Origin of the sequence: Lactococcus garvieae subsp. garvieae (assembly GCF_029024465.1) — a bacterium.
GTDB classification, from domain to species: domain Bacteria; phylum Bacillota; class Bacilli; order Lactobacillales; family Streptococcaceae; genus Lactococcus; species Lactococcus garvieae.
The window spans coordinates 774,970-789,657 of record NZ_CP118950.1 but is presented as its reverse complement, the minus strand read 5'-3'; the positions used below and the strand labels follow the sequence as shown (position 1 = coordinate 789,657).

16 protein-coding genes are annotated in these 14,688 nt (G+C 39.1%); all 16 read right to left on the bottom strand.

Features of this window, described 5'->3' with window-relative positions; genetic code table 11:
* Positions 1-53 precede the first annotated feature (53 nt).
* A complete protein-coding gene (locus tag PYW30_RS03930) occupies positions 54-281 on the bottom strand; it encodes a DUF4059 family protein (protein WP_004258121.1) in 228 nt (75 codons plus the stop codon).
* On the bottom strand, positions 274-1,035 hold the full coding sequence (locus PYW30_RS03925; RefSeq protein ID WP_042218630.1) for an amino acid ABC transporter ATP-binding protein: 762 nt from the start codon (positions 1,033-1,035) through the stop codon (positions 274-276). Before PYW30_RS03925 ends, PYW30_RS03930 begins: the two co-directional genes overlap by 8 nt.
* Complete coding sequence (locus PYW30_RS03920) at positions 1,032-1,919, bottom strand: amino acid ABC transporter permease (RefSeq protein WP_004258125.1); 888 nt, start codon at positions 1,917-1,919, stop codon at positions 1,032-1,034. The genes PYW30_RS03925 and PYW30_RS03920 overlap by 4 nt, the downstream gene beginning before the upstream one ends.
* A 142-nt stretch (positions 1,920-2,061) precedes the next feature.
* Entirely contained in the window at positions 2,062-2,919 is an 858-nt protein-coding gene (locus PYW30_RS03915) for an amino acid ABC transporter substrate-binding protein (RefSeq protein WP_042218628.1), read from the bottom strand.
* Between the two features lie 167 nt (positions 2,920-3,086).
* A complete protein-coding gene (locus PYW30_RS03910) occupies positions 3,087-3,497 on the bottom strand; it encodes a VOC family protein (RefSeq protein ID WP_042218627.1) in 411 nt (136 codons plus the stop codon).
* Between the two features lie 13 nt (positions 3,498-3,510).
* Positions 3,511-5,181, bottom strand: coding sequence for a formate--tetrahydrofolate ligase (locus PYW30_RS03905; RefSeq protein ID WP_042218625.1), 1,671 nt, complete (start codon positions 5,179-5,181; stop codon positions 3,511-3,513).
* A gap of 130 nt (positions 5,182-5,311) precedes the next feature.
* A complete protein-coding gene (gene deoD, locus PYW30_RS03900; RefSeq protein ID WP_014024581.1) occupies positions 5,312-6,010 on the bottom strand; it encodes a purine-nucleoside phosphorylase in 699 nt (232 codons plus the stop codon).
* A gap of 83 nt (positions 6,011-6,093) precedes the next feature.
* Positions 6,094-6,909, bottom strand: coding sequence for a purine-nucleoside phosphorylase (locus tag PYW30_RS03895; RefSeq protein ID WP_042218623.1), 816 nt, complete (start codon positions 6,907-6,909; stop codon positions 6,094-6,096).
* A 19-nt stretch (positions 6,910-6,928) separates the two neighbouring features.
* On the bottom strand, positions 6,929-7,198 hold the full coding sequence (locus tag PYW30_RS03890) for a zinc ribbon domain-containing protein (protein WP_042218621.1): 270 nt from the start codon (positions 7,196-7,198) through the stop codon (positions 6,929-6,931).
* Positions 7,199-7,201: 3 nt separating this feature from the next.
* The gene (locus tag PYW30_RS03885) at positions 7,202-8,437 is read right to left on the bottom strand and encodes a phosphopentomutase (RefSeq protein ID WP_023889338.1); all 1,236 of its coding nucleotides are present in this window, start codon (positions 8,435-8,437) and stop codon (positions 7,202-7,204) included.
* 82 nt (positions 8,438-8,519) lie between these two features.
* A complete protein-coding gene (locus PYW30_RS03880) occupies positions 8,520-9,914 on the bottom strand; it encodes an MFS transporter (RefSeq protein WP_042218619.1) in 1,395 nt (464 codons plus the stop codon).
* Positions 9,915-10,074: 160 nt separating this feature from the next.
* Positions 10,075-10,833: a MurR/RpiR family transcriptional regulator gene (locus PYW30_RS03875; protein WP_004258149.1), complete on the bottom strand. Its 759-nt coding sequence runs from the start codon at positions 10,831-10,833 to the stop codon at positions 10,075-10,077.
* A 75-nt stretch (positions 10,834-10,908) separates the two neighbouring features.
* Positions 10,909-11,490 (bottom strand): hypothetical protein, encoded by a 582-nt coding sequence (locus PYW30_RS03870; RefSeq protein ID WP_004258153.1) that lies wholly within the window; start codon positions 11,488-11,490, stop codon positions 10,909-10,911.
* A gap of 155 nt (positions 11,491-11,645) precedes the next feature.
* On the bottom strand, positions 11,646-12,362 hold the full coding sequence (locus PYW30_RS03865) for a DUF4811 domain-containing protein (protein WP_023889341.1): 717 nt from the start codon (positions 12,360-12,362) through the stop codon (positions 11,646-11,648).
* On the bottom strand, positions 12,362-13,888 hold the full coding sequence (locus tag PYW30_RS03860) for an MDR family MFS transporter (protein ID WP_042218615.1): 1,527 nt from the start codon (positions 13,886-13,888) through the stop codon (positions 12,362-12,364). Before PYW30_RS03860 ends, PYW30_RS03865 begins: the two co-directional genes overlap by 1 nt.
* Positions 13,885-14,334, bottom strand: coding sequence for a MarR family winged helix-turn-helix transcriptional regulator (locus tag PYW30_RS03855; RefSeq protein WP_042218706.1), 450 nt, complete (start codon positions 14,332-14,334; stop codon positions 13,885-13,887). The genes PYW30_RS03860 and PYW30_RS03855 overlap by 4 nt, the downstream gene beginning before the upstream one ends.
* Positions 14,335-14,688: the final 354 nt, after the last annotated feature.

Here is a 14,688-nt window from a genome sequence, read left to right as displayed (position 1 = left end):
ATAGAACCATTATAATTTCTCTTTTAATTATTTGCCATTATTTTGATTTGCAATCATCTGATTCTCAAAATAATCAGTATTCCCACAACGGCGAAACTCAAAATCGGTATAGTCAAAATATCCACCAAAATAATGTCAAATAAGCGATTGCGCCAGACATTACGAGGTTTATGATGGTTACGGAGCCAATAGATAAAACCGTACAACAGACTGAGTAAACCTACAACTAAAAAAGAAATGAGTAAACCTTTAAGATAAAACTGTAAAACTAAATTAATCATTTGAACTTCCTATATCAATGGTTTTAACATGACGAGAGAGAAATTCACTCGTCCGCGGATTTTTAGGATGATGGAACACTTCCTCAGGGCTACCTTCTTCAATGATTTTGCCTTTTTCTAGGAAAAGCACTTTTGTAGCAACATTATAGACAAAGTCCATTTCGTGGCTCACTAAAACCATTGTTTGTTTGTTTTTAGCTGCATTGAGAATCGTGTCTTGCACCTCGCCAACAAGTTCAGGGTCAAGCGCTGAGGTCGGCTCATCAAGCAAGAGTAAAGTCGGTTGCATCGCCATCGCTCGAGCTATTCCTACACGTTGCTTTTGACCACCGGATAAGAATTTCGGATAGTAGTCCATACGATCTTCAAGGCCGACTTTTCTTAAGTTTTCCTCCGCAAGCTTTTGCGCATCTGCTTTCGACATTTTCTTGACTTGAATTAAGCCTTCCATCACATTTTGAAGGGCAGTACGACGTTCAAAGAGATTGAACTGCTGGAAGACCATTCCTGTTTTGCGACGAAGCTCAAGAATTTCTTGTTTACTGATATGTTCAAAGTCTACTTTAAAATTATCAATTTCTAACTGTCCACTGTCTGCTTCTTCCAGATAGTTAATCGAACGTAGAAAAGTGGACTTACCGGCACCTGATGCACCAATAAGCGCAATGACATCCCCTTCATTGATTTCCAGATTAAGGTTGTCAAGAACAACATTACCTGCAAAAGATTTACTTAAATTTGAAATTTTTATCATTTGTTGGTCACCCCATTATCAAAAGGATTGCGTCCAAGTGAGATTTTCCGCGCTGCTTTAGGCATTTTGATTTCTAGTTTGCTTTCAATCTTACGAATCAAGATTTCCAAAACGATACAGATTGGCCAGTAAATTAAGGCCAGAGCTAAGTAGGTTTCAAAAAGACGGAAGGTTGAACCGCCAATGATTTGGGCTTGAGCGGTCATTTCGACTACACCAGCAACAAAAGCAAGTGAAGTTGATTTGAGTAAGCCAATTAAAGCATTTCCTAATGGCGCCGTCGCAACAGAAGCTGCTTCAGGTAAGGTTACGCGCCAGAAAACTTGAAAATTGGTCATTCCAAGAGAGCGTGCTGCTTCGATTTGCCCTTTATCTACGGATTGAATGGCTGAGCGGATTGTTTCTGAATTATAAGCGCCTTCGTTAAGGGCAAAAGCCACAATCACAAAGAGCATGGCAGGGACAGAGTTAACCGTATAATTCGTACCGTAATTCATATTGATTGCTTTAAGAATCAAAGGAATCCCTGTATAAGTCAAATAAAGTTGTACCAGAATTGGTGTCCCACGTGTAAAGGAAACAAACAAAGCACGTAACTGGTCTAAAATAGGAATCTTATTTATTCTGACAAGTGCAAGCAGCAGTCCCAAAATAAGTCCAAAGAACATTGCGATAAGTGTCATCTGCAATGAAATAGGAATCATTTTAATGATGGGTACGAAGGCTGCAGTAAAGTCTTTCCAACTAAAAATCTTGGTGAAAAACATCGTCCAAAATTCATCAAAACTATATTGCCCTTGCATGATTAAAAAGGGAAGCATAGGCAAAATAATCAACAGGAGCAAAACTCCCAAGCCTAAAATTATTTTTTTATTTTTATTCATTTTTATTCTCTTCATCAAAGAAAGCTGTCTGAACCCCTCACTCGTGCCACAAGCATTTGTGTGTGAGAGACTCAGGGACAGCTTTTACACTACTCCTACTATTATACAAGAAACTAATAATTTTTTCTTGTCTGTGAAATATTTATTTAAACTTGCTTGCTTCTGGTACAAAATCTCCATCGAAGAATTTTTCTGAAAGTTTTTTCAAGGTCCCATCTTTTTCAAGCTCAGCAAGGACTTTATTGACTTTTGTTTGAAGTTCTTTGCCAGCATCATCTTTTGCAAAGAGGAAATACTCATAACCGTCGTGTTCAGGATCACCTGTTGAAGTATCGATATCTTGAATTTTCAAGCTGTCAAACCCTTGATCCTTGATGCTTGATTGCAGAGAGATTTTATCATAAAGCATGAAATCAATCTTCCCTGATTCAATCTGGTTAAAGCGTGTATTGATAGATGTGCTATCTGAAGAGTAGCTGATGTTTATTTTCTTGTCAGGGTGGGCATTGTTCCAGTCATTGATAATCTTTGTATAGTTAGAAGCTGGATTTCCAATTGTACTTTTACCTGCAAGATCTTCTAGAGTTGTATAATTACCATCTTTGGTCAATACGGCATTATTCGATTTAGAAATTGGTGATGAAAAATTATATTTTTCTGCACGTTCTTTTGACCAGCCAAAATCATTGGCGCCCATCTGATAGCGACCGCTATCCAAACCTGGAACAATCCCAGAAAAGTCAACTGCTTGATACGTTACTTTATATTCAGGCAACTTATCAAAGACAGCACGTGCAACCTCAATGTCATATCCTGTCAAATTTCCTTGATTATCAGAATAGGTAAAGGGTTTAGTTGCTCCATCTGTAGCTACAACAATCTCCGTTTGCTTGGTTTTTGATTCTTCTTTACTTGATGAACCACCATTACTGCAAGCAGCTAAAGCTCCTGCGGCGATAAGCGAAACGAGCGCGAGTGAAAGCTTCAGTGACTTTTTCATAGTAATGTTCTCCTTAATTTTTTGATATTTAAAGTTTATCACGCTCCCTATCGGTTTGTCATATTATTTGTTTATTGAGGGGTTAAGATTTTTTTATAACGGAATTTTATTTATTTAATATCAGCAAACAAAAAAGTTACCCCTCTAAGCGGATAACTTTTTCAATTTTATTTCCAAACGGGTTGCCAAGTCAGGCCGAATTTGTCAGTAATCCAAGCGCATTTACGAATATCTCCTACAGCTTCCGGTCCCATCATAATGCTTCCTTGGTCTGATAAAGCGGCAAAAATTTCATCAAATTCAGCTTCCGTCGCACAATCGAGAAGAAGCGAATTTGACCAGTTAGGTGTTGGGGCTGCATATTCTTTTTGCATATCAAGAAAGAAGAGCTCTGTCCCTTTTATTTCCAAACTTCCATATAAAACAAGTTCTTCTTTCAGCTCAGAAAAAGCTGGACTTTCATGATAAAACTCCATCCGTATAATCTTTGTGTCTGGTAAAACTTGAGCATAAAAAGTCATCGCTTCCTTGGACTTGCCATTTAAAGTTATAAAAGGGGTAAGTTTTGATTTTACCATCGTTCTCCTTTGCTTAGAACAAACCTGTGATTTTCCCTGTTTCGTCAATATCCATATTTAAAGCTGCTGGTTTTTTAGGTAAGCCCGGCATAGTCATCACATCACCTAACAAGGCCACGATAAACCCTGCTCCAATCTTTGGCACCAACTCACGAACAGTCACTTCAAATCCTTCTGGTGCTGCTAAAAGTTTGGGATTATCAGAAAATGAATACTGCGTCTTCGCCATACAAACGGGAAGCTTGTCCCAACCGTTCTCCTCAATTTCTTTTAATTGACGTGCTGCTTTTGCAGAAAAGTTAACTTTCTTGCCCCCATAAATTTGGGTCACAACTGTTGTAATCTTGTTCTCTACTGAAGCTTCTAAATCATAAAGGTAATGGAACTCTTTTGCTTCCTGAGTGAATATACTTGTTAGTTTTTCAGCTAAATCAATTCCACCTGCGCCGCCCTTTTCAAAGACTTGGGTCAAACTCACGGCAACACCTTCTGCTTCAACAAGTCGTGTTAACTCCGCTATTTCCGCCTCAGTATCACTGGCAAATTGATTGATGGCTACAACAATTGGCGCACCGTAGCTCGCCATATTTTTAATATGACGTTTCAGATTTGCAAAGCCTTGGGTAACGGCTGCAACATTTTCGCCAGTGAGTGCCGTTTTAGCAACGCCACCATGCATTTTCAAAGCACGAAGAGTAGCTACGATAACAATAGCATCAGGCGTTTTTCCCAACTGACGTGTTTTAATATCGAGGAATTTTTCGCCGCCTAGATCCGCACCAAATCCAGCCTCTGTAATGGTCACATCTGCTAATTTCAAGGCTGTTTTTGTAGCTAAAACGGAGTTACAGCCGTGGGCAATGTTGGCAAATGGACCGCCGTGTACTACTACGGGTGTCCCTTCAATGGTTTGAGCCAGATTTGGCTTAAGCGCATCTTTCAAGAGGACCGTAATTGCACCTTCAATCTCTAAATCGCCCACAGTTACTGGTTGACGATCATAAGTATAAGCAACAACGATACGCGAAAGACGTTCTTTCAAATCCGTCAATGAAGTAGCCAAACATAAAACAGCCATAATCTCACTGGCCACAGTGATATCAAAACCATCCTCACGGGGCACACCATTAACCACACTACCTAAGCCAGCAACGATATGACGAAGCTCACGGTCATTCATATCTAAGACACGTTTCCAAACCACACGACGACTATCGATGTTTAAAGTATTTCCTTGGAAAATATGATTATCTAAAAGTGCTGCAATAGCATTATTTGCCGTTGTCATGGCATGAATGTCGCCAGTGAAATGCAAGTTAATATCTTCCATCGGCAGAACTTGAGCATAACCCCCACCTGTAGCACCACCTTTTATTCCCATCACAGGACCTAAAGATGGCTCACGCAATGCCACCATTACCTTTTGATTCAACCGTGCAAAGGCATCCGCCAATCCAACTGTCACTGTCGATTTTCCTTCACCTGCCGGAGTAGGGTTAATGGAGGTAACCAAGACAAGTTTGCCCTCGGGATTGCTCTCAAACTTTTTAAGACTTTCGAGTGGTATTTTTGCTTTATATTTTCCGTAAAGTTCGATATCTTCAAAACTTAAACCGATTTTTTCAGCAACGTCCGTGATGGCTGTCATCTTGCATTCTTGTGCGATTTCAATATCTGTTTTCATCTCTTAAACAACTCCCTAATCTCCATAACTTTCTTATTATTTTAACAGAAACATCTGGAAATTTCCTTTGTAAATGCTAAATCTAATAAGTTTACTCCTTGAATGTTCGGCTTTTATTTTTGCTTTATCACTAAACAATTAGTGTCTCAAGACCTACACGCATCATATCAGTAAAAGTATTTTGACGTTCTTCTGCACTTGTGGATTCCCCTGTCACGAGACTGTCTGAGATGGTCATGATTCCTAGTGTTTGAACATTATGTTTAGCCCCTAAATAATAAAGCGCTGCTGCTTCCATCTCTACTGCTTTTACACCTAATTTACCTATAGCCAGTGTATCAATATCACTGTAGAATAAGTCAGCCGAAAGAACATTACCTACATGAGTTTGAAGATTTAAGTTTTTGGCAATATGATAAGCCTTGTCCAGCAAATCAAAATCAGCAATTTGCGGCAAATCAAACTGTGGCCAGTCATTTTTTATAATGCGAGAAGTCGTTGCAGCCCCTTGCGCCAAAACCAAATCTCGTACATGAACATCTTCATTTAACGCACCTGCTGTGCCTACTCGAATCAGTTTTTTGACACCGTATTCGGTGATTAATTCATGGGCATAGATGGAGATTGATGGCATTCCCATGCCTGTTCCCATAACTGAAATTCGGTGTCCTTTATAGGTCCCTGTATAGCCCAGCATGCCTCGAACATTATTGAATTGTTGAGCATCCTCGAGAAAATTATCGGCGATGAACTTGGCACGCAGTGGATCACCTGGCAAGAGGATTTTATCTGCAATTTGACCTTCTTTAGCTTCGATATGAACTGACATAGTTACTCCTTGTGTTTAGGTTATTTTGGTGCCCGCTTTCTCCACTAAAAAAAGAAAACGCTAACACGTTTTCTCTTATTTTATCACATTTTCACTAAAATATTCTTAACAAGTGTTTTAAATGTTTCTTTCACACGTTCTGTTGTCTCCACAACTTCCGCATGGTTAAGTTCGCTTTGCATACCTGCAGCCAAGTTAGTAATGCATGAAATGCCCAAAACACGCATTCCCGAATGAACAGCCACAATAACTTCAGGAACAGTTGACATTCCCACTGCTGAAGCGCCCATCGTGCGAGCCATATGGATTTCTGCTGGTGTTTCATAAGTAGGCCCTGTGAAGCCCATGTAGACCCCTTCTTGAACCTTGGCTGACATTTCTGCTGCTGTCTCCTTAGCAAGCGCCTGATAAGCTTTATCATAAGCTTGTGACATGTCTGGGAAACGAGGGCCGATTTCATCGTCATTAGCGCCAATCAATGGGTTTGTTCCCATGAAATTGATATGGTCGTTAATGATCATCAAGTCACCCGGCGCGAAGTCTTTATTTACCCCTCCTGCAGCATTGGTAACAATAATGGATGGTGTACCAAGAGCTGAGAAAACACGTACAGGATAAGTCACAACTTCCATTGAATTGCCTTCATAGAAATGGAAACGCCCTTGCATAGCAATGACTTTCTTGCCAGACAGATCGCCATAAACGAGTTGTCCCGCATGACCTACAACTGTTGAAACAGGGAAGTGAGGGATTGTTTCATATTTAATAATAACAGGATTTTCAATTTCACCCGCTAATTCTCCCAAACCTGACCCTAAGATAAGGGCAACATCAATAGCGCCAACACCCTGATCTTTGAGGTATTTTGTCGTTTCCGCTAACTTCATTTTCAATTCCATTTTTGTGTTCCTTTAATTTTTATTTTTTCCAGCGCTTCAAGCCCTTTATTGGCATCGGGTAAAGTGACTTGAGGAGCCATTTTTTAAATCCTGATATTTCCAGTTGATCCAAGGCTTTACTTCCTAAAGCAATTGTTTCTTCCAAAGTAATGTTGGGTTGTGTCCAAGCCCCATTTTGATAACAGTATCTACAATATTCAGTAGCTGCTTGACCGTTACTTTCTGTTCCAAAATCGGCCGTTTGAGCTAAAGGCATACCGCAAGACTGACAAAAAACTTTTTTAGTCATGTATTAGACCAAGCTTTCAAGGAAGGATTCCCCGATTTCAGCCTTGTCAATGTTAAAGTTATCTGCAATTGTAGCAGAGATATCTGCGAAGTGTCCCAAAGGTAGAACTTTTGGTTCTTTCAATGAAGGTGAGAAGATCACAAGGGGAATATATTCACGTGTATGGTCGGTACCTACATAGCTTGGATCATTTCCGTGGTCAGCTGTAATCATGAGCAAGTCATCTTCATGCATCGCTTCAAGAATTTCAGGCAAACGTCCGTCAAAGTCTTCGATAGCTTGTCCATAACCTTCTACATCACGGCGGTGACCATATTTTGCATCGAAATCAACCAAGTTCGTAAAGCTAAAGCCTTCAACGAATTCTTCTTTGCGCATTGCTTTGAGAAGACGGTCTACACCATCCATATCGTTTTTATTATGTCCCATATCATATTTCACACCAACCGTGTTGAAAATGTCAGAGATTTTACCTACCGAGTAAGTGTCAACGCCAGCATTGTAGAGTTTTTCCAAAACTGTTTCGTCAAATGGGCTCAAGGCATAATCACGACGCCCATCAGTACGTGTAAAGTCTCCTGGTGTACCCACATAAGGACGTGCAATGATACGGCCAATCATAATGCCTGAACCTTCCAATGTGATTGAACGCACGTATTCGCAAATTTTGTACAATTCTTCACGTGAAATGATATCTTCATGTGCCGCAATTTGTAACACAGGATCGGCTGATGTATAAATAATCAACTCGCCTGTTTCCATTTGACGTGGGCCAAAGTCATCGATGACAGCTGTTCCAGAATAAGGTTTATTGGCTTCACGAATGACTTTACGTCCTGAAAACTCTTCAATTTTTTGAAGTAAATCTTCAGGATAACCTTCAGGGTATGTTGGAAAAGGGGTTTGGATATTCAGACCCATGATTTCCCAGTGCCCTGTCATTGTGTCTTTCCCTTTAGAAACTTCTTGGAGCTTTGTGACATAAGCTTTGGGTTGTTCAGCAGCAGGAACAGTTTTTAGAGCTGTATCGCGTGGGATATTGCCCCAGCCCATTTCTTGAAGATGAGGAACATTTAGACCACGGATTTCTGATATGTGGCCGATTGTATCCGAATTAACATCATTTACTGCTTCGTGTGTTTCTACATCGTGATTGAAAAATTTATCTGCATCTGGTGCAGCACCGATTCCGACGGAATCCATAACTACGAGGTGAACACGGTTAAATTTCTTAGGCATATTATTTTCTCCTTACTTAGTGAACTCTATATATTATCATTATAAACTATTTAGTGGTGAATAGGTTTCCAGAGCTAAACTTTCATGCAGAAAAACTTTTCTCGTTCGGAAGTTGCCCTTTGATGAGGAAAATGAAAACTGCTAAGGCAGCAATGGCTACACCTGCAATCATGAGAAGTACTTCACTATAATGTCCTTTCACTGTTGCTGAAAACACATGAAGATTCACACCATCAATAAAGCGGGAAGAGTAAGTAAAGCCGATAGACATTGCAATATTGATACAAAGATTGTAAAAACCAATAGCCGTTCCTTTATTTTCTTCTGGCATTTTTTCCAAACTTGTATGCATGAGTGGTGCGTACATCATGGCAAATGCACATGAACTTAAAATAAGTAAGAAGGTGAAGAGGAAGACTGAGGCCCCCATGAACAGAGCAGCAAGTACAATTGTCACAACAATAGTCACCATTGAAACAACAACAGCTTTAAATGAATTGAGTTTGGAAGCAATTGCTCCTGAAAGACTTCCTACAATCGCAGCCGCTAAACAAGCGGGAATAAACATCAAAGATACACTGTCTAATTGCATTTGATACACATCTGTAAGTAAGAATGAAAATGTATTCAAGGTAAAGGCGGCTTGTGTCGAATAAATCAAAAGTGCAGCAATCAAGGTAAAGACAAACAATTTATTTTTGAAAAAGTCTATCGTAATAAAAGCATTTTTCTTTTTCGAAATATAAAGTAAGAAAACAACTGTTGCCAAAATAAAGCCAATTAAAACAAGCCATGAGAAATTGGTCAAGTAAACCATTGCAGTAACAGCAACAGCTGCAACAAGCATAATTCCCATCACGTCAATATATTTTTTCTCACCAGATTCTTTGGGAAGATATTTCAAAAGGAAGGGGATAACCAATAATGAAAGTAAGGGCACAAGGAAAAGTGTTTGCCAAGCTAAATGAGTCGTGATAAAACCTCCAGTCAAAGTACCAATGACTGTCGCAATTTGAAAACTGGAAGTCGAAAAGCCATAATATTTTTTTTGCTTATCTGGTGCAACATAGCGGGCTACAAAGATAAGATAGAGGGTCTCGGTAGCACCCAATCCGGCAGCCTGAATAACACGTGCAAAAACAACCAACCAATAATTATCATGAACCAGATAACCCATAAAGGAACCTGCAGAAATTAAAAGAATACCAAAAATAAGTAATGAACGAATACTAATACTGTCAGAAAGCGAAGCATAGACAACTGCTCCCATTCCTATAACTAATCCGGCTAAGGTCACTTGCCAAGCGACTGTACTCGCAGAAACATGGAAATATTCAACCAGTTTAGGGGAAATTATTTTAAAAGAATTATCAATGACCAAAGAAAAAATCATCAATAAAAGGATGACAGGAACGGCTTTGCCTACCTGTACTTCTTGTGCTGTATTTTGCTGACTTGTAGAGAGTTGTTCTTCCACAATAAGTCCTCCGATATGATATATTTGAACGTTTAATGAAAACGCTATCTTTAAAGAATACAATTATTATAGCATAAACATTTCTGAAAATGTATTCGCTTTCTCATAAAACACCTTGAAAAACTTTACAAAAAAAAGACAAGATATTCACTTGTCTTTTTTATCTGATGGTACCTTTTGCGCGATAGATGGTGAACATATCCACCATAATACGACAGATAACTTCTAAAGGTAAGATACTTCCAGCATCTCCGTAGAGTTCCTCTTTCTCTAATTTGCTTTGATAAGCAAGCAGATAATAATCACTCATTTGGGCCAGTTGGCTTCGGTAGTTACTTGTCAGAACTATTACTTTGGCACCCTTTTTCTTTGCTTTTTTAGCCGCAGAAACAATAATTTTCTCCTCACCTGTTGAAGAAACGATAAGCATCATATCTTCTGCAGTCAGTTTTTCAGCATACATTTCCATATCGTCATAATAACGGCTGATTGCGTTTTTCCCTAGTGTTTGAAAGCGATGAATCATATCGTCTGCTACAGCTTCACTCGCGCCTCGCGCTACTGTCATGATCATCTTCGTTTCCACTAATGCTTTCGAAATTGCTTCTAAGTCGGCAGGGTTGAGTAAACCAATTGTTCGTGAAACTTCAATCAAATTCTTAAAAACATACTGATTCGCTTCGTCAGACAAACCAACGATCTTGTTTTCTTCCGCATTGGCTCCATTTTTATTTCTTTTGAGAGAATTTTTGAAATCAGCAAAGCCATCAAATCCTCTTTTTTTGAGCGTTCGCACAATTGTAGCTGTACTCACATGTGCTTCTTCCGCAATTTGAGTAATTGACATCAATTGAACTTTGGACTTATTTTCTTCCAAAAATTCCCAAGTATACATTTCCGCATCTGATAATTTTTCCATAGTTACTCAATTATATCATATCCAAGAAGGAAGAAGATACAAAAAAGCGCTCTTCATGAGCGCAATTGTCTGATATTATTCTGCTAATGATTTTAATTTTGAATTTTTAAAGACATCAATAGTATAAATTTTATTGAGGACTTTACATAAACCAAATGCAAGGTTGAAATCGACAAAGCTATGAACAATTCCACCGAAGAAGACGAGCATAAGCAAGCTATTCAAGGCTTGAGGGTTAAGGTCTGCAAAACCAATACGGTAAAAGGCTAAAACAACCAAGGCTTCCAATCCTGCGTGGAAAACTCCCAAAATCAGATTAAAAACTTGTAGTTTAACTTTTTTGTCAACTAAATCTGGATTCTTCTTCAAGAACCAAGCGCCGGCAGTCATTACTACAATATGTGTTGCCGCTCGCATCCAGATAAGGGGAACTGGGACACTAATAAAGAAACCAAGTGTGGTCCCAACAGCTACAAGAGCTGCTAAATAAGGGCTAAAGAACATAGCGGCCATAACTGGCACGTGTGAAGCAAGAGTAAATGATGCGGGGCCAATAACGATTTTTGCCGGCATAATCATCGGAATTAAAATCCCTAGGGCCGTAAGAAGAGCACCAATCACCAAGTTCCTGATTCTTTTTCTACTATCAGAGTTCACTTTTATAATACCAACCTTTCTATGTTCACTATTTTACAATATTTCCCCGCTAATAAAATTACAATTTAGTTACATTTACTATTTTTTTACGTATATTAGGGGAGTGTTCAGTTTTCTATACATAAAAAAAGCCTGAATAAATTCAGACTCTCTTGTTATTCTTTAAGACCGAGGCGTTCTTTAATCTGCTTCACTTGCAGTTTTGTGAATTCCTCTGGATTGTTTTTTTGTAGTTCCATCATTGCTTTTGCTTGCGCAGGATTTGCTTTCAGTGCTGCTTCTTGCTGAGCTTGCATCGCTGGTACTTCTTGTTGAAGTTTTTTGGCTTCATCTTGGGTCAAGACGAGCCAAGTATCCTTAGGCACGTAAGCACGTGCGTGTTGGGAAACAAGTTTGCCTTCTTCACCACCAATACCGAAAAGGAACTTCATAAAGTTGTCTTTAAATTTCCATTTTACTGTTGTCGTAACAACTTTAGCTTCAGACTCAGATGTCAGCTCATAGTTTGCTGTTTTTTTCAAAGTTTCAACCATATGTTTTTGATCAGGTTGGAAATGAACTTCAGGTTCTTTATCTTCTTTGTGTGTACGGTAAACTAAAGCATAATTGTTAGTATCTTGTCCGATTTCTGCTTTTAAAAGCATACCAAAGGCAGCATTCGTATCTCCTGCTGTGTAAATTTTCTTCGTTTCAGTAGAAGTTACTTTCTCCATACCCCAGTTATCTTTAATATGTATTGTCAAAGCCATAACTGATGCTGTAAGGAGAACTAATGATAAGCCACCGACAAGGCCACGCCAAAATAATTTGTCAATGTGGATAAAGCCGTAGAAAGTCAAAAGGGTAAATAAAGCAATAAGTATGATAATCATTATTTCTCACCTCCTACTTCTTTTTTGTTTTTAACAATATGCCCTTGAAGGAAAAATGAAAGCACGAGCCCAAGGATGGCAAAGGCCAACCCTATAGCGAAAGAGGCATGATAGCCTTTAAGCATGGCATCTAGCATATCTCCTGCAAAAGCAAGCGGGTTAGACTCTTTCAAGCTAGCTGCAGGTTGTGAATTGGTAATAATATTTTGCGTAACAGAGCTTAAGAGCGCCACAACAACCGCTGAAGCGACTTGACGTGCTGTACTATTTGCTGCAGTACCATGTGCAGATTGTTCGCGTGGAAGAGCGTTCATGGCTGATGCAGTTAAAGGCATCATTACCATCGCAATACCAAACATACGCAAACCATAGAGCACGGTAATAAAGTGTTCTGGTGTTGTTGTTGTCAAAAACATGAATGGAATCGTACCAATAGCCAAAATGGTAAAACCAACCCGTGCCAAGCGTTTCGCACCTACTTTATCATAGGCAGCGCCCGCAAGTGGACTCACAATACCCATCATCAAGGCACCAGGTAAGAGTGTCAAACCTGAACTCAAAGGTGAAAGTCCGTGGACTTGTTGCATATACAAAGGCAACATCATCTCAACACCCATCATGGCCATCATCGAAAGTGCCATAACGACAGTTGTCAAAGCAAATTGTTTATTTTTAAATACGGAAACGTTTAAGAAAGGTATTTCCATATGCAATTGACGACGGACAAAGAGAGCAATGATTGCTACCCCCGCTACGATAGGGAGGATAACCGTTTGAAGATCGCCCCAACCATCGCTGGCTACATTTGTAAAGCCCCATAAAAAGAGCCCAAAACCAAGAACAGATTCGACTAATGACATAAAATCTAGCTTCATGTCACGGTTAGGCACAATATCACGCATAAAAATAAGCATCAATACCCAACAAATCGCAATAACAACCATTGGAATCAAGAAGATTGTGCGCCATGATTGTTCTAGAGTGAAGCCTAAAATGACATGATCCTTATCTAAAATCCAGCCTGCGTAAGTAGGGCCAATTGCTGGTGCAAGACCAATAACAAGTCCCATAGCACCCATAACAGCCCCCATTTGTTTTGGTGAGAACATATTCACCATAACTACCTGCATCAAGGGCATCGAAATACCCACGGCAATAGCTTGCATGATACGTGCCCCTAAAAAGACGCTCCATGTCGAAGTTGGTGCCGAATATGCGACAAACATTCCGGCCAATAAAATTGCATAAGAAATCAAATATAACCAGCGTGTAGGGAATTTTGTTGTTAAATATGCCGATACAGGAATCATAATTCCGTTTGCTAATAGGAACCATGTTGTGGCTTGTTGCCCTGTAGCTAAAGAGATATTAAAATCATTCATCAAAGTGGGCATTGCTGTACCCAATGAGGTTTGCATAAGCATCCCTCCAAAAGTAGCAATCAAAATAAGTGCAAGAACAATTCCTCGATTAAAGGGTTTCCCATGAATATCGAGTGGCTGTTCTTTTGTTAATTGTTCAGTCATACTTTTTCGTTTTCCTCCTCAAATATTTCCATTGCTAAATCAAAAAATAGTTGGACATTTTCGACAAAACTTTTGGTACGTTCTTCGCCCATTCGTTCAAGGATTTTCACAATACGGCTCACAGCTTCTTTTCTTGATTGCTCTGCTTCTTCACGACCTTTAGCCGTGATAGCAACTAAAATTTTGCGACGGTCCGTACGAGAAATCTCACGTGTAACAAGTCCTTTTTCCTCAAGATTATTGAGAATTGTTGCTACGCGCGCAGTACTCATGTTGGTTTCCTTCACAATGTCACTAGGTAAAATCGGCGAGCCAGTATTTTTATAGAGGCCAACCAAAACGAGTTTTTCTCCATGCGCATACTTACTAAAACGGCTCATAACTTCAGTTTTACTGCGACTTTTCACGCAAGATAAAAAAGTTTCTGCTGCTTGATTGTAATCCATATCTTCCATTCCTAACACTATTAATTATCTAACACTGTTAGTATTATATTCTCTTTATTATCAATTGTCAAAAATTTGCTATGATAAAAAAGGCCTACTTCTTCAAGGTTTTCTCCTCTATCTTTATTGAGAATACGAGTGAAAAGTTTTCATATAAAAAGAGACCTCCTAATTGTGGTCTACTTTTACGGCCATTTTTTCGATAATACTAGTAAAGAGTAATAGGACGAAGATATTTTTTTGAAAATCTCCAACTCTTTTATGGAATGTATGTATTATAGTGCTTATATCTTAAGGAAAGCTGAATAAAAAAGGTTAAATTTTAGCTTTGCGATATGGTATTTGGTATCTTTT